The organism is Alicyclobacillus fastidiosus (genome assembly GCF_026651875.1).
Taxonomy (GTDB): Bacteria; Bacillota; Bacilli; order Alicyclobacillales; family Alicyclobacillaceae; genus Alicyclobacillus; species Alicyclobacillus fastidiosus.
The window spans coordinates 1667868-1693527 of record NZ_CP104067.1 but is presented as its reverse complement, the minus strand read 5'-3'; the positions used below and the strand labels follow the sequence as shown (position 1 = coordinate 1693527).

Genomic DNA, 25660 nt, shown 5'->3' with positions numbered 1-25660 from the left:
TTCATATCAGAAGAAGCAACCGAAATCACGTAGCCAAGAAACCGGTAACGCCAACTGGGGTGCCAAATACGACACATTTGGTAACAAGCTCACGTGGTTCGGTTACAAAATTCACCTCGCAGTGGATACTGCCAGCGAGTTACCGGTAGCCTTGGAGGTAACACCTGCTCATGTGTATGACGGTGAGATGGCAATTCCACTCATGAAAGAAGTCGTCGAGAACTATGGCTGGAAGGTCAGATACGTCATGATGGACGCTGGCTATGACCAGGTGAAAAACTATGAAGCCGCCCGTGGCTATGGCGCGCAGGCAATCATGGCACACCTCGCTGCTCAATGGGCTACGACATGGTGTATTGGGGAGCCGACGGTGACCGATTAAAGTTCCGCTGTCCGCATGCCGTTGGTAAAGTGGATTGCCCACTTGGAATTGCAGCTTGCTCCGACTCCAACTACGGAATGGTGGTCAAGACAAGCATCACCGAAGATGTCAGACGTTACGCGAACCCGCACCGAAATACGCGGGGTTGGACAGCGCTCTACAATGAACGAACGTCGGTGGAGCGTTGTAATTCTCGGCTCAAAGAAAATCTTACAGTCAACGATGTGCACATTCGTGGCATTCAGAAGGTGACCACATACGCGTATCTCAATACGATTGTTCTACTTGCTTCTGCGCTGGCGATGAACGCGATAGCGAACGCACTGAAAACAGCATAATCGGACAGGATTCCTGACTCTCTGCTACCGACATGGGCATGTGCAAACCTATACAGCACAAACAAAAAATGTAAATTAAAACCCTCAAGCTGGTATTGCTTCTTTTTTCGTTTCACAGAGAAACGCAATTCTGCAAAACGCTCAATTCAAAAAAATTCAGCATCTTATCGTAAAATTCACTTGCGATGCTACTGCTCCATGTAATGTCAGGTTTGTCTAGAATCATGATATACGCAAGCGTATTATATTCGTGACGTAAGATTTTAGCAGTAGTCCTTGCTAGTTCCTTGTTACCAATTCTCAATTTTCCTTTTTCTAGTTGGTCAATCATAGTTTCGAGCTTATCAAGGATTTTCTCTAGTTGTTCCTCTGTTTTCTCGAGTGCTACCGATTTTGCAAGTACAGTAGAAATTAATTCAGGGTAAAAATTCTCATATTCACGCACTTCTACGTACTCGTCAGTCAGCCTAATAAATTCAGTTTCTCTAATGTTGAGGCTATAATCGTCCGTATATTTGTCTGCATTCTTAAGATCAATATCAGGTTCGAAGGAGTGAATAAAATTTAAAAATATATTTATCTCATTGGAATTAATAAAATTAATGAAGACAACGCTTCCAAAGGAAAAAACGAGTATTCGTTGTGATTTATCTATATTCTTGTGAAAGATAGATTTTAGAGTACCCTTTGATAAGATTAAGGGTTGCTCCCAAGTGAATTTTCTAGGAATACCACAATGAGTTGCAATCTTGTTTAAATTAATTTCATGTGTTATCGCAAACGCCTTAAAGGTAATATTATCCACTATTATTTCTCACCTTCACAATTTGGTCGTATTCATTAATCCCTATTCTATACAAACGTATGATTTATATCCCTCATAAGAATATATGATAGAGTGACTACTTCGTTCAGTCTGTTATACGAAAACAAATTGCTATACCGCTCATGTTACTGGGGAAACGTTTATGCAAAGACACGTTTAGACCGTTGCACTAGAAATACTTAAGGCTATACATTGAAGTCACCTGCTTTTGTACGAGTATGACGTTCTTAGACAACCTTCGACACGTCTCCTGTGGTATTGTAACTCGGTGTTGAATTTTGGAGTGTGTTAGGGGATCACATCATGATAATTAACCTGAAGTATAGTACTGTGGAAGAACTTCGCAGTCAAATGATAAAAATTGCAGAAGACCGAGGCAGCCTTACACATCCCGATGTTATTGCTGCAAGCCAACGCCTAGACGTATTTATCAATCGTATTCAAGCCAAACGCTTCAAAGTGTACAGTTTACGCTACAGTAAGAATAATCGTCTGACGATTCGTCCCTTTTGGACTGCTTGCAAAATCCGAGTGGAACGTCTTTCCCATTTACACGTCTGAAACCTGTTTTGAATACAGTACTTTTCCTGGTTATCGGATGCAGGGTGCAGCAATGAATACAGTAAAGTAAATCTGATATCATAGATAACACTCCCTGTTTAATATAGTCTACTTCCACCCTATTTTTCCGTAGTAAATCAATTAGTTGTGGAGAATAGTTACAACCTAGGCGAATCATTGACGTAGCCTCCTTTAAGGAGTATGCCGGATTGTTGCTTTGTTGTTTATTTATTCATCAAGGGAAATGATAGTGGTCACTCGTTTTAACTCTTCATTCAGATCGGGGCTTTCCCACTCATGAACGTAGCCCAGTGGTTTACAGATTACCTTACGACCTTGTGTATTTACCATTCCAAAACGCATATGGGTGTGTCCGAAGACAACGTACTCTATATTTGGGTAGAGATTGATGATCTCACCTATTCGCCGTGATCCCATGAATGAATTGGACCAATTCCATTCTGGAGAGTCAGGTTTTCGAACAAGAAATTCGGTATATGGCACGAAGTGTGTAACGAGGAGCACTCTGTATTGACGGCAATTCTCAAGTTGTGATTGCAGTTGGTCCATCAAAATATTTGCGAAGGCGGGGTCACTCATGTGAAACTTAGCTTTTACATCCCAATTTTTAGGTCGATGTGTAATAAACTCTTCGACCTTGTACTCTGGTAGTCCAAAGGTGTAGTCATACCACCCCATGTTGCCGACTAGAACGTATTTATCGGTCAACTGCAGCGGTAAATCAATTAATGAAGTGTGGTGATTGCGATACATGTTGTATTCGTCCCAGGAGCTGGTCCCCTCAGTCCAAACGTCATGATTTCCAGGAATAAATGAAATAGGTTTTTTAGCGTTGGTCTCGATATACTCCAGATAGGAGAGGCAATTTACAGCGGACTCTGCGACGTCACCTGCGATAACAATCCTATCAACGTCTAGTGACTGGATGAAAGAAGCGACATCTAAACTGATGTCTCTACCCAGACCTTGGTCATCAGACGAATTAACATCTAAATGAATATCTGATAGCAGTGCGATTTTCAAGATTTCAGCCCCCACTGATTAAGTTCATGAGAAAGGGGTAACACGAGGGTGTTGTGATAAGACCGGTCCCATGATACCCCTCCATTCAATGTGTCATCGTTTGAATAGAACAGACTCAGAAACGAATCCCATCACCGCGAGAAATTCCACGAATGATATGCTTCTGTAGTAGAATATAGACAATAACGACAGGCAAAGTCGTAAAAATTGCAGCAGCGGATAAGCCTTGCCAATCGGCGGAGTTCGATGTCAAGAACGTCGCTAATGCAACCTCAATCGGTTGTGCCTTGGGACTCTGAGTAACCATCAGCGGCCAAATGAGTGAATTCCAACATCCAATAAAACTGTACAGTGCGATTGTGAATAAGATTGGTCGACACATCGGTACTGCAATTGACCAGAGAAACCTGAGATGGCCACATCCATCCACTCGCGCCGCTTCCCAGTAGTCCTTCGGCAAGGATAGGAAAAATTGGCGGAGCAAAAATATACCGAATGCGGACGCCCCGTACGGTAGCACCTGAGCCGCAATCGTATCAACCAATCCCAGTTTAGCCATGATGACGAAATTGGGAATCAACTGTGTTTCGCCAGGAATCATCATGACAAGCAACACTAACGTAAATACGAAATTGCGTCCGCGAAACTTAATAAAGCTCAGTGCGTAAGCTGCGAGCATGGAGGTCACCAAAGAGATGAGAATCGTAAACACCGCGATTAAGATTGTGTTCCGGAAATAGTCCAACCACTGATACATGTGCCACGCATCTCGGTACGCGCTCCAATTAAAGTCGAGTGTTAGATGGGGCGGGAATGTAAATACGTGGGCGGGCGCATCCAATGATGTACAAAGCGTAATGTATAGTGGAACAAGAAATCCTAGCCCACAGATCAGAGCCATAAACGATCGTGGAATTTTCAACCATTTAGTAGACATTAATCTGACATTCCTCTCTACCGGTTTAAGAGCAAAATAAAGACTGTACACTCATTGATAGAACACCATCCGTTTACCAACCCAACGTTGAAATAGCGTCAATGCAAGGATCAAGACAACCAGAATGATAGCCATCGCTGATGCGTAAGAAAAATTCCCATATGTAAAAGCTGTCTGGTAGATATCAAATAGTGCAGTCGTAGTCGAGTTTTCTGGCCCCCCCGTCGCACTAGATAGGGCGAATACCTGTGAAAAGGCCTGTAGTGATCCAATGGTTGTAACGATGACCAAAAAAAACATCGTTGGTGAGATGAGTGGCAACGTAATTCTCCAGAATCTCCGCCACGGTGACGCGCCGTCCACCAGCGATGCCTCCAATACGCCACTCGGGAGTCCGCTAAGCGCAGAGAGCATAATGACGACGTCAAATCCAACGCCATGCCAAAGTGAGTAGATGGCAATAGACGGCAACGCAAGATATGGCGACTGCAGCCACTGTAACATTGGAAGATGCAACCAATGCAGCACTGCATTAGCCAGGCCGTAGGTCGGATCATAAATCCACATCCAACCTATTGCGGTCCCGATGGCGGGTGTCACATACGGTAGTAGCACAAAAACGCGAATAAAACTGTAAAATTTTGTAGCTCGATTAATCAACAACGCAATCGCGGTTGCCAGAATCAATGTAGCTGGTACAACCATCGCAGCGTAGTACAAAGTGTGGACAATCGACCTTTGAAATACAGCGTCGGTTACGGCCTCCTTAAAGTTGGACAAACCCACCCAGGTACTTCCTGATACTCCAATTTGAAAGTGGATAAACGCAAGTAAGACCGCAAGTACTGTTGGAAAATACACAAATATAATGAGGAACGCGAAAGCCGGGATTAAAAACGCAACGGCTACCAAGAAATCTTTACGAGCCCGACGACATCCAGAGAGAGAAGCCACGGGACTCTCTCTGCCTGCAACAAAGGATGTGTCCAACGTTGTATCACCCCTGCTTCTTTCCACTCAGATACTCGTTGCCAATCGTTGTCATGTTTTGAAGCGCTGTTGATACCGACTCCTGACCAAGTAACGCCTTTTCAAAATCTGAATCCATAGCCGTCGTTGCCGCTTCGTATGCAGCGGTATTCTGCGACGGTTCCGTCATCCAATTGTTCGGAGCAGAGAACGAAGCCGCATAGTTCGTATTCGTCTTGTAAAACGATTGCATAAGTTTATCGGATGCTGGACCAGTTGGCACGTAGTTGGTGGATTCGTTCCATTCTGCGTTGGTCGATGGACTTGCCAACCATTTAATGAAGGTATAGGCTGCTTGCTGCTGAGCCTTTGTCCCTGTGTTAAAAACACAAAGCGCATCCCCATCCACGAAGTTGTATTGCTGACCGGAATTCCCGACCGGTGCCGGAGTTGCAACCATCTTGAACTTACCGCCAGCCGAACCGTTATCGTATGTGAAACCGGCTGATGCATCCATGAGGACGCCGACTTTCCCCGTACCGAAGTCCAATTGGTAGTTATAGTTCTGCGTAATTAGCAGGGACTTGTTTACAACCATTTGACGTAGCATGGTCAGTGCCTTGTTTGCACCGGAATTGTTGAGCGCAAACTTGGTGTCTCCTGAACTTGCAAAGACACTTCCACCAAAGTCCTCAGCCATAACGAAAAACTGTGTTAGGGATGGAGTCCAAGCAATGCCATGATCACCGTTACCGAGTGTCGTGATCTTCTCCGCATCAGACACGAGGTCGTTCCATGTTTTCGGTGCCTGTGTTATGCCTGCCTGTTTCAGTAGATTCTGATTGTAGTAAATAACCATTTGCGCACTTTCTTCATAAGGCAACAAGTATGTTTGACCCGGGGTGATATTGACCGAATTCCATACGTTCGGATAATAGTCAGACTGAATAGCGCTCTTGTTAGACATGAACGGTGTCAAGTCAACCAAGTAACCGTCCTTCTCAAACTGCTCCGCATCTGCGACATGGGGCATACCAACGTTTGGGGCATCATGCGCGGCAAACGCAGCTGTTATTGGCTGGACCTCAGTGTATTTATCCACATAGCTAACATGAATGTCCGGGTGGGTTTTATTAAATTGAGCCACTTCTGAATGCATCTGCGTCTGCAAATCTCCTGATGGGTGACCGTTCCAGAAAGTAATGTCGGTGACGCCAGAGGCCGATTTCGATGAAGACGAGCTTGCATCAGAGCTTCCACTAGCCGTCTGTACCGCCTCGCAACCTGCTAGGAATATCACCGATGCTGCGGTTATGCCCAGCACTTTAGTTGTGTTCCCGAGCTTGTTTATCACACATTTACCTCCCGGCTTTACGACAATTAAGAATTCTCATTTAGAACGATAACAACCCGATTTTGATATATTATTAACTCAACTTTCGCAGGCCAAAACAGGGAGATATGCCTTGATATAGCTGGGTAAACCGTCGATCCACCGCTGTAGTTGACTGCGAATCAGTTTCGAGAGTCGTTTGCCTGCCTTCTTGGAAACATCATTTACAAGTTCAACCAATTGGCTCAATGCGATGGCCCAGTCCAGTTCGCTCACTTCGTCGCAGAGCATTAGAAATAGATTCCCCAATGTACGGTTGTCCGTGCTCTGGCGGTGCTGCCAAGCTAACAGAATATACCGTGAAAAGACAATCGTCGTGTGGCTGATGAGCATGTCATAGGAACGTCCTTGAAACTCTTTCTGCAGACGCAGTAATGATTTTGTGCATTTGAAGAACACTTCAATGTCCCATCGAATGCCGTAAATCTGTACGATTTTCTCGACCGTCAGCGTCGTATCTGTAGACAGGATAGCCAGCCATTCCTTCTTGTTGGTTCGGTGACGAACGAACACCATTTTGATCGGGATGCCTGGGCGCAGTTGAGTATGTATGGACCTTAAGATTCCTTTCTTCGTACTTTGAACGGGCGTAGCAGCGTAGTACAGCTCTTGCAAGGACAGGCACCGTCCGTCGAGTAAATATCGTTTGTTGTCCGCCTTGACCATTCCGATGACGTCCAGTCCCCTATCCAGCACGGCTTGAATCAACGGAGCGTGCGTGAACCAACTGTCCATCAATACGTACGAGGCATTCATTCCAGCAGACAGAGCACGGTCAATCATGGCAGGGATGATATCTGGGGCCGGGAGAAGTGATTCCATTCTGCGTTTGTATCCGTGAGTGCGTTTATCAATCGATTGACCCAAGCCTTGAATCTGCGACTTGACGGAACTGAGGAGAGAAAAGTCCACTGGGACGAATGTATGACCGTCAGACCAGCCTAACGTCAACATACGAAATCCCTTGTAGTAGCAATTCCGTGCATGGTCTTTGAATCGAGCCAAGAGTTCCACGCACTTACTCCTGTTCCGCTCATACATGGAGTCATCGACAACGAATACGCTGACACGCTTGTCAGATGTTAACGAACTGGTTTTGTTCACGGCCTCCACACTGAGCAATAGGAGAAAGCGTCGCCATGCAAATCCGGCATGATTGAGAAAACGGTACACAGCATCCTTGCCAGGATATGATTCTGACTTTGCGCTATCAAGAAATTGAAACCAGTTTCGATGATGGAAGATGAGCACAAACACAAGCTGGAATAGGTAGGAACACGCAACCCCAAACCTCTTGGTGATGCCAGCATTACGCAGATGCTTAAGGACCTTTAGTTCTTGAAAGGCAGGACGAATTTCGACAGGCAATTGATTGTTGTTTTCCGTCTCATAACCTATCATATAGGAGAGCACCTCTTCCGGTATGGTAGTGTTTGGTCGCATTTACTATACCAAAGCAAGTGGTGCTTTTGATTTGTCAACGCTAATATTCTAATCCGTTCAAGTCTTTACGCCACAAGGGCTAGCTACACATTTCACTCTGCGAAAGTTGAGTTATTAAGAATAATTTAAAAATTTCTAGAGGCATCGTTAAGAAATGGTATAATGTGGTTTGTCTTTGGTCGTCGGCATCAAAAATGTCACGCATTTCTGCAGGATCAGAGGAGAGGTCACAACATAAAGAGTCATGATTGGGCTGTAATCTCGGAGAACTTGTAGCCTATTCCCGTAACATGTTTATCAAAATGAAACGGTGTGAAAGGAAGTGTGTTCCACAAAATCCAAACTGCAAGTATGAGCGCAAAAATTATAATAAAGGACCAACTGCCCCCGAACGAGGCAATTCGATCAGCCAACCCCTCTGTCCATTTAGTCCGACGAATATAGTCGTCATCCAAATGCATCATAATTCGACGTTCGTAGTTGTCCACTAACCGATCGATTCTCTTTGCATCCGTTTCGTTGATCGGAATGTCAAAACCCTCAAATGTGAAGGCTTCCTGCCGAATATCTTGCAGTTTGACATCGTAACTACGTTTTCCCATGTGCCCAACTCCCCATTTTTCGGGGAATTGAACACGCTGAACTAATACGCTGATGCGAATCCGTGCGTAGGCTCGTTCTAGACGGTGAACAATTCCCCGTTTGTTCGATCAGGGTCTGGTACACTTTCCAAGCACTCATCTCCTTCTTTACGGGTTACAAGTAGCTATATTATGAATTATATGGAAGTGTAACGAGTATTACCTCTACGCATTTCGTGTTCTTTGTACCACAACCACTTTCTCACGCGGGCGTTGATCCTGCTCACTTTCGATTGATTTATTCGCAGGCTCCGGAAGAATTAAGGTTAGAAGCATGCCAATTACTGAGAATGCAAAGGTGATAATAAACGTACCATTCAATCCAAATGTCTTGGTAAGCAGCGGGAAGACAAATACCCCGATAAATGCCCCCACTTTTGCAATGCCTGCAGAGAACCCATGCCCTGTGGTTCGTACGCTAACCGGGAACAATTCCGATGGCAAAATAAACGTCGTAGTATTTGGACCAAATTCCGCAAAGAAATAACTAATGCCATAGAGTAAAAGGAATGGCAACAGCGTTGATGTGATACCTGGGATAATCCCCATGGCAAGAAAGGCGAGTCCCATAATAATAAATCCGATAAATTGCAGGCGCTTGTGACCGATTCTGTCGATCTTGGTGACTGCCAGGACATATCCCGGCACGGCTGCAATCAAGAAAATAATGAGCGTCCATGCTTCCGTTTGAATTAAACTTGCGTGAGGCGAGACCATCTTCATAATCAGTGGCGTAGATATCGAGTTTCCGTAGTACGCATAGTCAAATACAAACCAACAGCCCGCAGTGCCGAGCAATGTCAGCATCATTTTACGATTTGTGATGAATTCCATAAAACGCATCCGGGTTTCCTGTGCTGCAACAGAATGTGTAGCTGTGACGCGCACTTGGTCCTTCGTGTATGCCTGCAGATCCTGAATGGCGTTTTGTGTTTGCCCAAGCACCTGAGCCTTGTAACGTGGAGATTCCGGCATTTTACGCCTGGCATAAATCACGCTCAGTGCAGGCAATGCGCCTAATCCTAGCATAATCCTCCATGCCAAATCATGGTTAATCCCACTGGCAAGTAGCGTGATAGCAACGATCGGACCAGCAATTAACCCTAAAGCTTGCATTGAGAAAACCATTCCAACGAGTTTTCCACGATCTTTTACATTCGCATATTCGCTCATCAGTACTGCACTGATTGGGTAATCCCCACCAATGCCTAGACCTAAAATGAACCTGAAGATGATGAGCCAAACAATATTGGGTGAAAACGCTGTGAGTACTGCACCGACGGACATGATGATGGCGACCAATCCATACAGGGTTTTTCTCCCTATTACGTCGGCCAATCGCCCAAAGATAAATGCTCCGAAAAAGTTGGCGATTAAAGTTGTACTGCCCACAAGCCCTACCATCGTTTGGTCAAGGTGCCATTGTTGTTTTATCAGCATCAGAGCAGCACCAATAATGAATAAGTCGTAGGCGTCTGTAAAAAATCCCATTCCTGAAATCAACACAGCACGGAGATGAAACAAGCTTAACGGCGCTTCATCAAGTGCTTTTAAAATCTTGTTGTTGTCTTTCATGAGTTTCGTTTCCCTCCACAAGGACCATATCAAACACGAATTTCATCTTATCAGTCAATTGTGAAGTTCTTATCATGACCTATGCAGTTGTTGTATGAATTAGGAATTTCGAAAACAAGAAAAGACTTGACAAATCAAAAACACCGCAATAATCGCCGAGAAGGTACTGGTTACCTACCTCTTAGTGATTCGGGTGTTGTGCGTGGCGAATTTATGCAAACCAAAGTTCAAAGTTTTATCGTCGTTCAGTCAGGTCGGTGGGATACCGTTGCTTTGTACCCTGTGGGAGCGTTTTGACCTCTCTCTGCTACTATCTCAATCCGGCATTTTCAAAGTTCGCGGTGTGGCGACCTGGGTCCTTGCTTTCCTTTACGTGGTCGGATTAATTAACCGTTCTCCCTCGGTGAATGCATTGTCGTCGTTTTATAACCAAGACGGTCTACTGCAACAGACACTCGGCGCGAAGAAGATATCGCAATCCGCACTCAGTCGGTTTCTGACCGGGTTTTCCGGTTGGGATGTATTCAACAATAAGCGTACTGAAAGGCTTCAGGATGACACAGACACTGCACTAACAAATGGCGATGTTCTGGCCTTGGACGACACGCATGCACCACACCCATATGCGAAGAAAATCCCCTTTCTCTATTGGCTTTACGACAGTTCCAGCAAAACCTACACATGGGCCATGAACATCGTCGCATTACACGCTGTTCGCCGAAACGGTGTTGAGTACCCATGGTCCTATTCCATCTGGAAGAAACCAGAATCGGAGACAGCTAAAGAGTCTTCAAAACTAGACTTGGCATGGCGCATGCTTCAGGATGTTCGCAAACAAGTATCGTGTCGATTGTGGGTTGTTATGGACCGTTGGTACTTCAGCAAACCATTCTTGCGTCAGTGCGAGTCTGCCAATTTCGATTGGATCACGAAGGCGAAACGCAATACGAAGCTGTTCCGTCGACTCATTGAACCGGGCACCGGGCGTGAACGATTTGTTCCCATACAGCCCATAGATTTGATTCGTGAAGTCTATCCGCGCTTGAAGATGCAACCCAAGGCGAAAGTTGCTTCTGTAGTCTGTCAGGATATCTACATACAGATGCCGACAGAAAAACGCAATCGTAAAGGACAAATGATCATAAAAATGAAGTACACACCCATTGCTGCAGTGGTTGGCTGGCGGGTTAAGGAGGAGTCTAAGGATACCGAGCGAAGCAGGATCGACACAACCGACGAATCAGACCACGAACCCGCGGCCGACTACAAGGGTGCATATCTGCTGATGAGTAATCGTCACGACGTTCCACAGGAAGTGCTTGGGGCATGGCTACGCCGCTGGAATATTGAAATCCTGTTTCGTACAGCCAAGCAAGAGTTGGGTATGTTGAACTGCCATTCACAAAACGAGAACCACATTCATGCACACCTGACGCTGCTATTCACGGCGGAAACTCTCATTCGGTATCTGCTTTGGGCACAACGAAAAACAGCGGGCAAAGAGGATTGCACCCACGGCCAAGTGATCCGCAATCTAATTTGCATCCGCTGCCACACACGTCGAGTCCATAGTAGAAATAAACCAGACTCGATTACACTCGATCTTGACACAGTCGCAAAGGATTTTGCAAGACTGATTCGTAGACTTTGGCCACCCAATCTAGAAATCGGGTGGTTCTGTCCCTTTTCAACCAACCAATTGTTGGGGACAACTGCATAGGTCATGTTCTTATTAAGACAATGTTAATTTCAAGGAGTATAGGTCATGTTATGTGTATTAGTCTATACAACTACTGTTATATTATCTGTGATATTCCCCGGTGTTGTAGCATTTGCGTGTAATTTTCCATGTAGTAATATGAGTGAATTTTATTACGAAAATATACAGTGTTTAAAATATGTATAGCCCATTTGAAATAAATATAGGGATTTATGATTTCTCGAAGAGATGAACGATGCAACTGTAGAATCGTAGATTTCACACTAAGTTTTGAAATGTCTCCCCATATAAAGTGACAACAAATGTACACCTTTCGACATTTTTTACGACTTATTAACTCAAGTTTCGCACCCTTAGGCCGCCAGTTTTTCCTTGATAGCATTGGGTAAATGGCTTATAAACCAACCACTGGCTGGAACGGTTCCTGTCTCGAACGAACACAATCTTCACGAGAACTGGGTTGCCCTTTGCATCTTGTCCTATCGTCACCATGACAGAAGCAAGGATCTTTGCTCGTCCACGGCGTTTTTCAGAGCAGAGTACAATTCTTTTAGTGTCATCCGCCGTCCTTCGTATTCGTAGTGAACCTTGGGCGGGGCTTTGAGCATGCAGACAACGTGGATCGAATGCTTCAAGGCCATAAGAATGGTCGCCGGGTGTGCAAACCAACTGTCAAATAGCAGGTATTTGGCGGTAATGCCCATGCCTTGTGCTTGGGTCAGCAACTCGAACAGAATGTCCGTTGCCTTTTGCATGCTCTCTTTCCGACGCTTGTAACCGCAGGTGCGCTTGTCGATGGACCCTTCAACACCACGTAGGCGATTGCGCTCGTTTTCAGAACTGAGCAACGAAAAGGTGAGTGGCACGAATGAATTCCCGTCCGACCAGCCTAATATAAGCATTCGAAACCCACGAACAAATTTGTGAGACACATGGTCGTAAACCCTGGCAAGCAATTCGACTTTCTTGCTACGACTGCGACTAAACAGCGAATCGTCGACAATTAGTACATCTGCTCTGTCGTCTGAAGTGAGCCGAGATATCCGTTGTATGACGGCAGCACTCAGCAAAAGCAGAAAACGCCGCCAGTTGTTACGGGGGGAATTTAAGAATCGATACACCGTATCCTTACCAAACCCTTCACCACCTGACTGCTTCAACCAACGGTTCAAACTTCGCTGAGTAAATACGAGACTGAATATGGCGCGGAACACATCCAGAACAGCCACACCGGCTTGTTTGGTGATGTTCGACTGCTTTAGGAGTCGTGCAATTCTGTACTCCTTGAAGAAAGCAAAAACCATGGATTGGAGTTGATCTTGGTCCTCAGGTTCACGTACCATAAGGCGAAACATCCTCTTTCCGTAGATTGTGGTCTCGACAACTTCAGTCTACTAGAAAATGAGGATGTTTTGCCTTTTTCAATGCCCGAAAACCCAATCATACCAAGCGTTCATTGGCTCAAACCGGGTGCGAAACTTGAGTAGTTAATGTTAATTTTTTGTTAAAATAACTTTAATTTATCATTTGTCCCTGTATGGACTCTCGATGCAGATCAAATTCGTAATAACCCATGGAATGTGTTCTATAGCTGGCAAGTGTACAACACCAACATCAAAGACACTGCGAATATCGCGGCGAATACACTCCGTCACAAACTTTCCGTAAATACTGATTGTCGTGTATGTGTTGTATGGGTTTTGTTAATGACTTGTCCTTAATGAGTAGTACTTCTGTGTCCTCAGGGACCATAGGTATGTCCTGTGAGAACATAGGTGTCATGAAATGGCTATATGTAGAGTACACGTTTCATTGAACATCAAAAGCGACCGTGCCTATAATGAAGGTGCCTGATATCCTTCACCTTAATCTCCTCGCACGCCTCTCTCCAAGGCCATCTGTGCGAGGAGATTTTCACGTTATCAGCGCGCTTGTGAATCGCCAAATTCAGACTCGCTCGAGAGGCACATAGGGTGGTGCAGGGAGGCTTACGCGGATTGGGTCACCGGCTCGAACTTCTCCTCCACTCAGCACGATTCCCATGACGCCCGCCTTACGAATTAAATTGCCGTCCGCGTCGTGATGTTCTCACCCATCTGCCCAGGCGCCACTTGGAACCCTGCAGTGTGCAGTTCGTCCAGAAGTTCCGCATGAATCAGGTGCACTTGGCGGGTGTTGGGTTGAGTCGGGTCTTGCGCCACGCGCGAGCGATGCTTGACCGTCTTTCCCATGTGTGCGTCACCCTCTACGCCCAAGCCCGCAACAAGTTGAATGCTGTCTACCATTTGCTTGCTAAATGCATGTGTCGCACTACGACTAGTCGCCAAAACTTCCCCAACGGAAGATTCAACGTCCCCCGCAAACATCGAAACAGCCCCCTTCAGTCAAAATAGGTTGATTTTCGGGTGTCTCAACGAAGCTCATGATTCATCTAAATCCGTAACGACAAACGCATCCTCATCCTCAATAGACCGGCTGCTTGAATCGGCAGAGGAACCTCTCTACGCCAAGATACTTTTCACCAAGAGCGTGTATCGAAAATCCGTATTTGCGGTAAAAATCCACAGCTTCAGCATCCGTCTCTGCGGTCAGTTCTGTGAGCTTTTCCAGTGCCAACAGTTCATCTATGATTTTTCTTCCAATCCCTTGATTGCGTTTCCGTTTATCGACAGCAATGTGGAGGATTTCGACCGAACTCTCTCCTGTTCGCTGACACCCAACGACTCCCAATGCCGTATCGCCATTCTCCATGCAGGTGTACAGAATTGCATTCGCATCAGCATACACCTTGTCGAGGATACGCTTAAGCTTCTCGTCTTTAGGCGCACCTACCGCATATGACAACAGTTGTTTGACCCGACTGATGGGGACATTGCTGACTCTGTAATCGATCAGCCTCAAAGCTGCCCCCCTTTTCATCACAATTCAGCTAAGCCTTGGCCTATGCCACAACCATGGTGCGATGTCAGAACTCATACCCGCGAACCTTCGCAAATATCATGGTATTCCGCAGCGATCCACTGACGTCACATGTTTCATTTCGCAAAATGCCCTCCAACGTAAAGCCGAGTCGCTCTGCTACACGGGCACTGCGAGTATTGGTAGAGTCACACCGGATTTCAATGCGATTGGCGAACAACGAGTCAATTGCAAAATTGGTAATTCCCTCGACCGCTTCCGTCATAAACCCTTTGCCGCTCTGCGATGTTCGAATCCAATATCCTATTTCAAACCTTTTAGCTTCCCAGTTGATACGATGCAGGCCACTTCCACCTATGAATTCGCCCGTTTCCTTGTGGAAGATATGTAATCTCAAATCGGAGCGCTCTAAAAACTTCAGCCGTGCGACACGCACGTTCTCCTCAGATTCATCAATCGTCGGCTGTTGCTTCGCCCAAGGCATCCATGGACGAAGCTCCGCAATACTTTCCCGGATCGCCATGTTGATTGCAGCACCGTCTCCCCATCGTGGAGACCGAATCATCAGTCGGTCCGTTTCAAACTCCTCTACGAAATCCATCAAAATTTGACTCGTGCCCAATTCTCCCCGCCCCTTTGTCTACCCCGGCCCCAAAGTTAGCGAGATAGTCGTCAATCTGCGCAATCAGATGAGGTGGCAGTGAACTTTGCTTCGCCGCTGCGACAACCGAACTTTTTCGATATATTTTTGTACGGCCGCATCTGTTTTAGGTTCGTATGTCTTACCAGACGGCAATCATCTTCATACGAAGAAATGAATTGCACGGACAAATTGACTTAGTTGTAGAGTCCTCTTCGAATTAAGTTTGCCGTGACCGGCTCTCGTCCAATTTCCCTCGCCCACACAGACAGTTGGCCTATGTGGTGAATCTCGTGGGCGATGACATGGCCTAAAATCTCACCCTCCCGAAATATCTCGTGTTGGCCTGTTCTCGGATTGTAAACTTGCACCGTCTGATGTTCTCGGCTGTCTGTCCAGCTTGACACGAAATCACTGATGACAGGATGAAGGGTTCTAGAGAGTGAGACAACGCGCTCTAAGCTCGCGTGTGCTTCGAAATCGTCGTCGAGATCAGGGCGCCCTGTCATATCACAAATCCAGCTGTATTCAACCGCAACAATGTGAAACAGCGTTTTCAGAATTCCACCAACCCCAGCGCCTCGTGACTTGAGCAGTTCCTCTTCTGGAACCGTCTCACACCAAGAAAACCAGTCATCACGAACCTGCCAGTTGTACTCAAACAGAGTTTTCATTGAACACCCACGTCCCTTGTAAAGTTTTACCTACCAATTCGATTTCGCGTTTAGTCCCATTCATTCCTTCCATTCGCCCACGGGAAAGGTACATTTGGTATCGGCAAGTGGAGAGCCCGACAGATAGGATCCCACCCCTCCGTAGCTCGCCACTCTAACAGGCGATCGCTAGGAACGCTCCGTCTCACAGCGTCATTATGCCTATCGTATGCAGACATCATGATTTCAGGATCATCCCACTTCGCGGTCCCTGTGAAGCGCTCCAACAGATCTATCAGTCCACATCCTTCGGTCCAATCAGGGGCAAGAGCCATACGGGCCACGCGCAGGACCGTCTCATCAAAACTGTGCCACCATTCATCTGCACTGCTACGAACGGAAAGTAACACGAGTGCATCAGGATACGCTTCGCTCAACTCTGGCCAAAACATCGAACCAGGCCAGTCCACAGTAGCTGTGAAACCATTGAATACCTTCTCCCAATCGGGGTATTGTCCCGCGAGCGCCCCGTCCCAATCTTCTCCAAGTTGAAAGGGATGACCGGGAATGACGCTCATGTGATAACTCCGACCATTGAGCAAACGTGTGAACGCAGATTCTAGGGACCTCGTCCCTGTACGGGGGAGTCCGGCACCGATTACTTTGATCCCCATTTCTTTGGTCATCCTTTCTTCTCTTAAACATAAGTACACATTTTGTGCAATAAGGAGTGAACAAAATCTACGACTATCGTAGAGGCTCACCATTTTCGTCAGTGTATGTTTTGTCCCCTCCCCTACGAGCTCATCTTCAAATCAATTTGGGTGCATGGGGTTGTTGATTTTCCTGTACTCTGAGTGGGTCCGTTGACATATCCTTAGAGCGTATTGCGAGGTGATTTGATGCGTCTGTATACATCGATTATGGTTTGGGGAACTATCGCTGGTATCGCGCTTGGTGCCTTCGGATTGCCAGTTCGCGTGCCAGCGACAAGTTGGTGGACCTGGTTCTCTCCACTCGGATTTCGTACCGCGTCTATGTTGAGTATAGGCACACTAGGGTTTTTAGTAGGTCTGCTCGTAGATTTAATTAGAGTGCATAGTCGGACTAGAGTGCCCGAGATTTTCTTCTGGTGCAATGGGTTTGCCATAGTCGCCCTTCTGGTGTCAATTGTGCAGATATACCGATTAGCGGCATCCGATGCCGAAGAAAATTGGAGCACTGTAACGAACTGTCTAATTGCTTCCGAATCTGCCGCACAGGTGTTAGCAAAGAATCCATCCCATACAGACCTCGAATCTGTTTCTACTGAATTGAGAGAAGCAGGTGCCAAGTTATACGTTGTATCCCGATATTACGATAGAGATAGACAACAAAATATAAGTATGGAAAATGTGTCAGCTGGTTTGACCGGCGCGGGCATCATGCTTTTATCATCCAATCCAGGCGACGTAAACCAAGCGAAACAGTTCATTCAACATACAGCAGAGGTGTTCACGATGTTTGAAAAGCGGGCAAATGGTGCCTACAGTCAACAGACTGCCCAAGCCATGTTAAATGCTATTTCATCCACCGAGCCGACAGCATGGAATCAGTATTACGGAGTCCCTTAATACCTTCCCTTTCTCCGCCGCAGTTCGATGTTTTGCAGCCAACCATCCGAACTGAAGTCCCGATGGGAACCGATTCTATGAGCAGAGTCCACCTAAGCGGCTACTTTAATTGCTCGATTTGGCTCTGCAAAAATTCACCTGTCCTGCTGACCACTCTCTCTGAAAAATCAAATTTGATGCCCGTTCTTAGATAAATATCCGAGATGGAATAATTGAAATTGGTACTAGCGCCTTGTTTATAGAAACTGATTGCACGCCTTGGATCAGCGCGATAAATCTCGAGAAGTTGCAATGCACCAAGTTCGGAGATCGAATACTCAATCGCATAAAACGGATATAAGAAAAAATGGATGGTATCCACCCAACTCGTCGCGACTTCGGATTCAAGCCCCGATGTGTCTACAGGACTCAGCCTAAACCGTTTGCAAAATTCAAGAAACTTTCCGTCGCGCTCCTGAGCCGTGTGGTTCGGGTGCGTGTACATCCAATGTTCAAAAATGTCCCGAGTCAGGGGCCCAATCAGTAACCCTAGTGATCGACGAAGTCCTTCGCGCTGTGCACTTTTATACTCCCGTTCATTTGGATAAAACGTATCCAGCCTGTCTAATAACAGGAGTTCCATCCCGTGCGAATAAAGTTCTGTCACCTCGTCTCGCCAATTCTGCTCTTGAAAATCACCGTTCAAGTAGACGTGGATGGCATGCCCCATTTCGTGAATCAGGGCGATAATCGCAGTGAAAGACGGGCTAAAGTTGGAAAACACAAACGCATGCTTGCTTGCTGGCAAAGGGTCCATAAAGCCTCCTATCTGCTTCCCTTGCCTGCTTTCTAAGTCCAAAAGTCCACGTTCTCTCATGAACGCAAATCTCTTCGCGAAAGATGTGTCCGTCTTCACTAACATCGCATGAACACCATCCATCAACTCGGTGACAGTGGTATATGGAATAGAATGCAACATCTTCGCTGTACTGTCCCATGGACGATACGTGTTCACCCCAAGTTCGGAGCGAAACACATCTGCAAGCCGGTTCCAGGCTGGGACGATGTGCCTTTCAACCGATTTGTGAAAATCGTAGCAATCCTGAATGCTGTATTCCCGGTCCTTGACCTGAAACATATAGTCGCGGTAGTTGCCATAGCCAGCATTCAACGCCATCTCGTGACGCAGTTGGACGAGTTCATTCATGATGTCGTCAATTTCTGGTTTCACCTTGCTTCGAGCCTCGGCGAGTGCCCTCCAAGCGCGTTCGCGGATCGTTGGGTCGGGATGTTCAAGGAGCGCCTGAACAAATGAATATGGCTTGGTTTTACCTTCCCAATCTACCGTCATTGCGCCTCTTATTTCACTGTACTTCGCCCCGAGTTGCTTCTCGCGAACCGTCAACGGAATGTTCGCTTCGCAAAATTGCTGCAGCCTTGCGAGCCTGCCCCGTTTCATTGCGCCATATCTACTGTCATGTAGTTCTCCTGTGAACGGACAAGAACAAAATTTTTTGTCTAATTCCCTCTGGTACTTGAGGAGTATGGGTTGAATCACGGAATGATCGTATAGGTGCATATCACGCTTGTGTGTGTTGCCCGTATCCCGATAAAAGTCAATTTTGTGCCCCGTCATGGCTTCTTGAATTCCATCCATGAGCATTCGTTCTTGGTCCAGCCAGACCTCTAAATTAGCGCTGGACTTTAACTCACATTGAACCAATGTCTGAAGCCTCATCTCCAACGCCTTGATATCTTTGAGATCGATGTCATCCAAATAGTACTTTGGCGATGTACGTAGACGGGACATCACAATACCTCCGAATCACTATCTTCTGTCAATTTAATCTCATCGCCGATGTTGTACTTTAAAACGGACTTTCCCGGATCAAACACCATCGTTTTTGTATCCTTCGTCATTTTATTATCGTAAAGCATTGGAGCACTGTGCTCACTCACCACCCCAAGCTTTTTTATGATACCGTGCGATATGCGGAAACAACACTTCGCCCTGTTCGGGTAACTGAGCCGTTGGAGTCAAATTCAGATACATCGCCCTGTACAATTCAGGGACCACCTTATAGTCGTGGATGTAGTCTGTAATGTGAAATCCACACTTCTCCCAGAATCGAATCCGTTTGGCATTGGGATGGTCATCCGGCTCTTGCTCCGTTTCGGATTCCACTTCAATGACAACACCATCGTATCCGTGCTCTACTGCCCACTCTGTGATATAGTCCACGAACCGTGCACCAATACCCTGCCTGCGCCTGTCTTCCTGAACGCCCAAATAGTCAATGAGTAAAGCATTGAGATGCTCAAGCTTTGCTGAAAGCGCCATGGCCACAATCTCGGAATCCTCAACGCCCACATGTAGAAAACTGTCTCCTGAATCTAACAACCTCTTTACGATGCTTTTGTTTTTTCTCCCGTGGCTAAATGCTTGCTTGTAGACGCCTTCCAATGCATCCCACAATTGCTCATTCCAATCGCCTGCTGTGTGAAATTCCAACGATTACACCCCACCTGTACCGATATGCGACGGCTGTTCCTTACCCAATCATCATGGATAGTATCAATTGTCGTACATTCCTATACGCGCGTGAATAAAAGGGCAAATGCACTCTGTCGCATTTGCCCCCTTATGGTCCAGCGTCCCCTAGGCACATTTCCTCTCAAAGGACACGGTTCAAAAGTGCGATGCAAGCCAAGCATGGACTTCCGGTACACGGTTCACCCAGACCGTCAAATGACCGTCATCGGGGCTGAGACGAACATCAGCATGAGGTACGTTTTTCGCTAGCCATTCACCGTGGCTGAAGGGAACCATCAGGTCTTGTTCTCCTTGCCATATTTGTACCGGTACCTGAATGGACGATAAAGAGAAGCCCCATGGTTTGGCAAAAGCGAGATCGTCATCCAGCCAACCGAAGATGCCGCTCGTCAGCGAGTCTTGCATGATCCTCGCAACTTGTTCACTAAACGCACCTGTGAGCACCGCAACATCGGGCGCGCTCAACAGCGTGCTCATATGGTCTGCCATAGCCTGCGGCTCCTGGCCAAGCAGCGCTGGTACATGGGGCTCCAGGTATGCAGAGAGCGCGGCTTCTCCCTGCATTGCAGCGGTGAATTCCTGCACGTTATCTTCGCCCATGCCGGCCAAAAAGTCGAGTCTCCTAATTAGATAGGTAGAATCACAGGATCATCATATCATTTCTAACATTCATACAGATTGAATTCCCGTCCAAACAGCTGGAGGCCGCACGCCGAGCCCTTGCCCTGAATCGCCCACCATCTCAGTTACGTACGACGCATGTAGGAACGAACGGTGAGCGGTGCAAAGATGATCACGGCGACCGCCGCCCCGATGAGGGAGATGGCGAAGTCAGCACCGATGGTTCCCGCATTCGTCAAATCCCGTACCGCAGTGACAAGGTGCGAGATCGGGTTGAACTTGGCGAACCACTGTAGCCATTCGGGCATGGTCTTGACCGGCACGAACGCGTTGGAGAGGAACGTCAGCGGAAACAAGATGAGCATCGAGATACCCTGTACGCTTGAGGCAGTACGGGCGATGACGCCGAAAAAGGCGAATATCCAGCTGATGGCCCAGGAACAAACGATCACGAGAAGCGCAGCGATGACGACGTGCCCGAATCCTCCGTGAGGTCGATAGCCAATGGCATACCCCATCGCGAAGGTGAGCACAGTCGCTATGGTATACCGCACGGTGTCCGCCAACAGGGCTCCTGCCAGCGGAGCAATACGCGCGATAGGCAGTGACTTGAATCGATCGAACACGCCCTTGTCCATATCCTCTCGCAGTTGAACACCTGTGACGACCGAGGTCGTGATGACCGTCTGTACGAGGATGCCAGGAATAATGACGGGCAGGTAGCTTTGCACGTTTCCGGAGATGGCCCCGCCGAAGATGTAGGTAAACATCAAGGTGAAGACGATGGGCTGGAGTGTGACGTCGAACAACTGCTCGGGCGTACGCCGGAATTTCAGCAGACCTCGATAGGCCATCGTGAACGAGTTGCGTATGGATTGGCCAAGGCTCGTGTGGTTTTTCAGTTGACGCTTGGTACCCGGTGTGATGTGAAGACTGCTCATGCTCGCATCGCCCCCGCTCCGTTCGAGTGATCTGATGCGAGTGACTGGTCATCTTCCACACCATGTCCCGTGATGGTCAGGAACACCTCGTCGAGGGTCGGTTTTTGCACGCTCATCTCGGCCAGGTGAATCTCCAATTCGCGCAGGGTGATGAGTAAATCGGTGACTCTGTCCGCTTCCGCCATCGGCGCGGTGATCCTACCTGCCTCCGGCGACACGATTGACTGGACCCCCAGTACCTTCTCCACGGCGTGGCGGGCGCTCTCGATGTCCCCAGGGTTCTGAACCCGCAGTTGCAGCGACGAAGTGCCGACCGACGCCTTCAACTCATCCACGGTGCCCTCAGCGACGACCCTCCCACGGTCGATCACGGCGATGCGGTCAGCCAGCTGATCTGCCTCGTCGAGATACTGCGTCGTTAGCAGCACGGTCGATCCGCTCTGCACCAAGCGCCGAATGGTGTCCCACATCTGTGCACGCGTGCGCGGATCGAGCCCGGTCGTCGGTTCGTCTAAGAAGATGAGCGGCGGTTGTGCGATGAGGCTCGCCGCTAAATCGAGCCGTCGGCGCATCCCGCCAGAGAATTTCTTCAACGGGCGCTTGGCGGCTTCCAGCAGACCAAATTCCTCTAGAAGCTCCGTCGCCTTACGCCGTGCCTCTGCCCGCCCAAGTCCGAGCAATCGGGAGAAGATGACCAGGTTTTCAGTGGCACTAAGCGTCTCGTCGACTGACGCATATTGACCGGTGACCCCGATAAGTTGACGGACGATTTGTGACTCCTTCACCACGTCGTGCCCGAAGATTCGGGCCGACCCCGCATCTGGCCGCAGCAAGGTAGCCAGCATCCGGATAGTGGTGGTCTTGCCCGCCCCATTCGGACCGAGCACTCCGTAAACAGTACCAGTGCGCACGTTCAAATTAACACCATCCACTGCGTGGTTATCGCCAAATACCTTAACCAGTCCCTGCGCTTCGACCGCCCAATCACAGCCGTCTAAGGCTGCTTCCCTTCTGTGTAAAAAATCCATTGCGACGCCTCCTACTCACTGAACATATGGGAACAGTAATCCACATTTATGAACAGGGCATGAACGATACACGGTCACATTCGACCAGGTAATCTAGGTGACCCGTCACCCCATACTCGCGAAGATCCAGATATATTTAATGGGAGCTAATTACCCTGTTTTAGGCTATAGTCTCTATATGAAACCCCTTGCATCAAATTTTGGAGGCGAGTCGAAATGGAGAACCGAGTCGACGATAATTTAAAATCTGCACTTTCAGCAATGCCTTCACTGAACCTCGACAATCTAGAACAGTTGAGGAAGTCGTCTTCCGAGTTAATCTTGTCTACGCTACCCGTCCACGATTCCGTGTCCGTTCTAGAACACTGGGTTCCAGGATCTGAAGGGGCCCCGGACGTGCGTGTGAGAATATATAGGCCGATCAAAGCGTGTACAGACATGCCCGGCGTTCTGTGGATTCACGGCGGTGGGTTTATGCTTGGCAGTCCTGAAATGAACGAAGGGCTGTGTCAGCGCTTCGTGACACAAGCCAATTGTATTGTCGTCTCGGTCGACTATCGTCTTGCGCCAGAGAACCCCTTCCCGGCGCCATTAGAGGATTGCTACGCAGCGCTCAAGTGGTTTCATGCGCATGCGGATGATCTCGGTGTCGATGCCTCACGGCTCGCCATTGCCGGTGCTAGTGCTGGCGGTGGGCTGACCGCCGCCTTAGCCTTACTCGCAAGAGATAGACAAGGGCCGCCGATCAAATTCCAAATGCCGTTGTATCCGATGATCGACGATCGAAACATCACTCCATCCAGCCACGAAATAACCGATGCGAGAGTATGGAATCGGGAATCGAATCTGAAGGGGTGGGCGGCTTATCTGGGAACCAATCGAGAAGGTGATGTTTCGCAATATGCGGCCCCAAGTCGAGCCACTGATCTTTCAAATCTTCCCCCAGCCTACACTTGTGTCGGAGATCTCGACCCATTTCGGGATGAGACGATAGATTATGTCGCCAGACTAGCACGTGCAGGCGTTTCATGTGAATTCCATCTTTATCCGGGGTGCTTCCACGGTTTTGAGTCCATGGTCCCACAAGCAGAAGTCAGTCGACGCGCGATCAGTGAATACGTGCAAGCGCTACAGCGTGCACTTGAAAGGTAAGTTAAAACAATGCTCAGGCGACTACACCAAAAGGAGACAGCCATTTTCTACATTTCCCTTTTTGGTTTAGTCGCCATCCCCCGAACTCCGCCACACAGCACCTACAAGCTAAGATCTCTTGCCTAGTTTGTGTCGTTTGTTGGCGTCGGCTCGGTCTTGGAACTCGTGTTTTGAGTGCTGTTTGTCCCTTGCTGTGTCGTGTTTCCACCGGTCTTATCTGTCGTATTGCCGCCCACGGCGCTTGTCGTGTTGCCCCCAGAATTTCCGGTAGTGTTGCTCGTAAGACTACTAGAGTTACCTGTGGGATTCTTTCCGGTAGTATTCCCTGTCTTTTGCCCTGTGGGAGTACTTTTTGACTCGCTGCTTGAACCTTTACCGCTAGCAGTGCTAGAATCCGACGTCGATTTGCTCGTCGTGGTCCCCTCTGTGCTCGCTTGTGTGTTCGTCTGCGTCGATGTAGGCGGTACATAGTCCCCCTCCACCGTCACCAGGGTCCCATAGTTGACAAGGGACCATACCACCTTGGCGTTACTGATGGGTAATTCGACGCAGCCCACACTCTGCGGAAATCCATACGACGCGCGCGGAAAACCATGAATAGCCTGGCCGCCGTCATAATAGTTAATGTAGGGCACGCCGGGATCGATATATTTTGTGCCATCAGGGTTTGTCCCTGTCATCGTCTGCGACGCTAAGCGCTCATAGATTGCGAATGTCCCATTCGTCGACGGTGCCCCTGCGACACCGGTGTTCGCTATGGACTGATACACCCACTTGCCCGCCTGCCAGACGCGAAGCTCCTCCGGCGCCGGATTCTTCGTCACAAGAACGTACGTATACGGGTTGGGATTCTGCACGGCATCTTGGCCAAGAATGGCCTTCCACACCGCTTCGCCGACCATTCCGTCAATGGGTAGACCATTCACATGTTCCACCGCAATCACGGCACCCCTCGTCATCTCCGTGTACGTATCTTCCGACCACTCTGACGTGAGTTCCGAGGGAACTGCCCCGTATCGCCACGCAAACGAAACTTTCGGTGGAGAATCGAGGTTCGAAAGCGTTATGGCAGGTTGCGTGGCAGCATTCACAGCAACCGGGAGATAACCTAATTCGGCGAGCCGCTCATTGAGTGCAAGCACCTCTGGCCCAGACATACCAAGCCCCAGAGACGGATAGGGCGATACGGGGTGAGTAGTGATGGAAATCGACGTGCCATTTGTCGTACCCTTCCTGTTCGTCACAGAGGAAATCGAAACGGCTGCCTTGTTGTCCGTGTCATTGCTTACCGATGGTGCAAGGGGGACACGACTGAGCGCACCACAACCCGTTTGGATGATACCGAGGAAAATTAAAATTCCTAGGATAGATAGTTTCTGACCATGTTGCATAAAGGCTCTCTCCTCGGCTTTCACTTCATGAGTGTATGTATGGCGCGCATGGCTCAGTTAACGTAACCGCGAAGGTAAAATTGGATCCCGCGTATCATAATCCAATTCTTGTATAAAGATTATTACTGTAATACTAAGCGATTTGACTTGAAAAAGTCACGAAATTATTACAACAATTCTATTCCCGGACGACCAAAATACGTAGGCCAAAGAGTCATATATTCGTACGGCAATACACCTCTGTGCATTCAAATTGGTATGTATTCAGGCAATCGAGTAGAAATGATTCAGCGAAAGCTCTCCTGTGAACGACAAAACATGAGAGCCACCGGATAGGCAG

Annotated in this window: 24 protein-coding genes and 1 pseudogene; 5 read left to right on the top strand and 20 right to left on the bottom strand. The window is 47.9% G+C overall.

Annotation, left to right across the window (positions count from 1 at the left end; translation table 11 throughout):
- Position 1: 1 nt before the first annotated feature.
- Positions 2-720: pseudogene (locus NZD89_RS08390) on the top strand (transposase); the annotation flags it as partial.
- 112 nt (positions 721-832) lie between these two features.
- Here NZD89_RS08390 and NZD89_RS08385 read toward each other — a convergent pair.
- Complete coding sequence (locus tag NZD89_RS08385; protein WP_268007276.1) at positions 833-1525, bottom strand: RMD1 family protein; 693 nt, start codon at positions 1523-1525, stop codon at positions 833-835.
- Between the two features lie 324 nt (positions 1526-1849).
- Here NZD89_RS08385 and NZD89_RS08380 point away from each other — a divergent pair, with 324 nt between their 5' ends.
- Entirely contained in the window at positions 1850-2107 is a 258-nt protein-coding gene (locus NZD89_RS08380; RefSeq protein ID WP_268007275.1) for an aspartyl-phosphate phosphatase Spo0E family protein, read from the top strand.
- Positions 2108-2335: 228 nt separating this feature from the next.
- Here the strand turns inward: NZD89_RS08380 and NZD89_RS08375 are convergent, their stop codons facing one another.
- From NZD89_RS08375 to NZD89_RS08345, 7 genes are all read right to left on the bottom strand, one after another.
- On the bottom strand, positions 2336-3151 hold the full coding sequence (locus NZD89_RS08375) for a metallophosphoesterase (protein WP_268007274.1): 816 nt from the start codon (positions 3149-3151) through the stop codon (positions 2336-2338).
- 115 nt (positions 3152-3266) lie between these two features.
- Positions 3267-3908 (bottom strand): carbohydrate ABC transporter permease, encoded by a 642-nt coding sequence (locus NZD89_RS08370; protein ID WP_268007273.1) that lies wholly within the window; start codon positions 3906-3908, stop codon positions 3267-3269.
- Between the two features lie 231 nt (positions 3909-4139).
- Positions 4140-4874 carry a carbohydrate ABC transporter permease gene (locus NZD89_RS08365; protein ID WP_268007272.1) on the bottom strand — a complete coding sequence of 245 codons (735 nt, stop codon included), beginning with the start codon at positions 4872-4874 and terminating at the stop codon, positions 4140-4142.
- Positions 4875-5085: 211 nt separating this feature from the next.
- On the bottom strand, positions 5086-6411 hold the full coding sequence (locus NZD89_RS08360) for an extracellular solute-binding protein (protein ID WP_268007271.1): 1326 nt from the start codon (positions 6409-6411) through the stop codon (positions 5086-5088).
- A gap of 78 nt (positions 6412-6489) precedes the next feature.
- A complete protein-coding gene (locus tag NZD89_RS08355; RefSeq protein WP_268004608.1) occupies positions 6490-7851 on the bottom strand; it encodes an IS4 family transposase in 1362 nt (453 codons plus the stop codon).
- A gap of 284 nt (positions 7852-8135) precedes the next feature.
- A complete protein-coding gene (locus NZD89_RS08350) occupies positions 8136-8495 on the bottom strand; it encodes a DUF1003 domain-containing protein (RefSeq protein ID WP_268007270.1) in 360 nt (119 codons plus the stop codon).
- A gap of 204 nt (positions 8496-8699) precedes the next feature.
- Positions 8700-10109 (bottom strand): MFS transporter, encoded by a 1410-nt coding sequence (locus NZD89_RS08345; protein WP_268007269.1) that lies wholly within the window; start codon positions 10107-10109, stop codon positions 8700-8702.
- Between the two features lie 268 nt (positions 10110-10377).
- On the opposite strand from NZD89_RS08345, the gene NZD89_RS08340 reads away from it, so the two are divergent.
- A complete protein-coding gene (locus NZD89_RS08340; protein ID WP_268005159.1) occupies positions 10378-11829 on the top strand; it encodes a transposase in 1452 nt (483 codons plus the stop codon).
- Between the two features lie 485 nt (positions 11830-12314).
- On the opposite strand, the gene NZD89_RS08335 is transcribed toward NZD89_RS08340, so the two are convergent.
- From NZD89_RS08335 to NZD89_RS08310, 6 genes are all read right to left on the bottom strand, one after another.
- Positions 12315-13172 (bottom strand): IS4 family transposase, encoded by an 858-nt coding sequence (locus NZD89_RS08335; RefSeq protein WP_268007268.1) that lies wholly within the window; start codon positions 13170-13172, stop codon positions 12315-12317.
- Positions 13173-13889: 717 nt separating this feature from the next.
- Positions 13890-14195 carry an MOSC domain-containing protein gene (locus tag NZD89_RS08330; protein WP_268007267.1) on the bottom strand — a complete coding sequence of 102 codons (306 nt, stop codon included), beginning with the start codon at positions 14193-14195 and terminating at the stop codon, positions 13890-13892.
- Between the two features lie 97 nt (positions 14196-14292).
- Positions 14293-14730, bottom strand: a complete 438-nt coding sequence (locus tag NZD89_RS08325; protein WP_268007266.1) for a GNAT family N-acetyltransferase — start codon at positions 14728-14730, stop codon at positions 14293-14295.
- A 64-nt stretch (positions 14731-14794) separates the two neighbouring features.
- A complete protein-coding gene (locus NZD89_RS08320; protein WP_268008432.1) occupies positions 14795-15349 on the bottom strand; it encodes a GNAT family N-acetyltransferase in 555 nt (184 codons plus the stop codon).
- Between the two features lie 236 nt (positions 15350-15585).
- Positions 15586-16062, bottom strand: a complete 477-nt coding sequence (locus tag NZD89_RS08315) for a DinB family protein (protein ID WP_268007265.1) — start codon at positions 16060-16062, stop codon at positions 15586-15588.
- A 50-nt stretch (positions 16063-16112) separates the two neighbouring features.
- Complete coding sequence (locus NZD89_RS08310; protein ID WP_268007264.1) at positions 16113-16715, bottom strand: sulfotransferase family protein; 603 nt, start codon at positions 16713-16715, stop codon at positions 16113-16115.
- Positions 16716-16943: 228 nt separating this feature from the next.
- Between NZD89_RS08310 and NZD89_RS08305 the strand changes: the two genes are divergently transcribed.
- Positions 16944-17654: a hypothetical protein gene (locus tag NZD89_RS08305; RefSeq protein ID WP_268007263.1), complete on the top strand. Its 711-nt coding sequence runs from the start codon at positions 16944-16946 to the stop codon at positions 17652-17654.
- A 100-nt stretch (positions 17655-17754) separates the two neighbouring features.
- On the opposite strand, the gene NZD89_RS08300 is transcribed toward NZD89_RS08305, so the two are convergent.
- From NZD89_RS08300 to NZD89_RS08280, 5 genes are all read right to left on the bottom strand, one after another.
- On the bottom strand, positions 17755-19443 hold the full coding sequence (locus NZD89_RS08300; protein WP_268007262.1) for a M3 family oligoendopeptidase: 1689 nt from the start codon (positions 19441-19443) through the stop codon (positions 17755-17757).
- A gap of 141 nt (positions 19444-19584) precedes the next feature.
- A complete protein-coding gene (locus tag NZD89_RS08295) occupies positions 19585-20145 on the bottom strand; it encodes a GNAT family N-acetyltransferase (protein ID WP_268007261.1) in 561 nt (186 codons plus the stop codon).
- 177 nt (positions 20146-20322) lie between these two features.
- Positions 20323-20796 carry an alpha/beta hydrolase family protein gene (locus NZD89_RS08290; protein ID WP_268007259.1) on the bottom strand — a complete coding sequence of 158 codons (474 nt, stop codon included), beginning with the start codon at positions 20794-20796 and terminating at the stop codon, positions 20323-20325.
- A gap of 137 nt (positions 20797-20933) precedes the next feature.
- Positions 20934-21749: an ABC transporter permease gene (locus NZD89_RS08285; protein ID WP_268007258.1), complete on the bottom strand. Its 816-nt coding sequence runs from the start codon at positions 21747-21749 to the stop codon at positions 20934-20936.
- Positions 21746-22777 carry an ATP-binding cassette domain-containing protein gene (locus tag NZD89_RS08280; RefSeq protein ID WP_268007257.1) on the bottom strand — a complete coding sequence of 344 codons (1032 nt, stop codon included), beginning with the start codon at positions 22775-22777 and terminating at the stop codon, positions 21746-21748. The genes NZD89_RS08285 and NZD89_RS08280 overlap by 4 nt, the downstream gene beginning before the upstream one ends.
- A 216-nt stretch (positions 22778-22993) precedes the next feature.
- Here NZD89_RS08280 and NZD89_RS08275 point away from each other — a divergent pair, with 216 nt between their 5' ends.
- A complete protein-coding gene (locus NZD89_RS08275) occupies positions 22994-23929 on the top strand; it encodes an alpha/beta hydrolase (RefSeq protein ID WP_268007256.1) in 936 nt (311 codons plus the stop codon).
- Between the two features lie 122 nt (positions 23930-24051).
- Here NZD89_RS08275 and NZD89_RS08270 read toward each other — a convergent pair whose 3' ends face one another.
- Complete coding sequence (locus NZD89_RS08270) at positions 24052-25320, bottom strand: L,D-transpeptidase family protein (protein ID WP_268007255.1); 1269 nt, start codon at positions 25318-25320, stop codon at positions 24052-24054.
- Positions 25321-25660 lie beyond the last annotated feature (340 nt).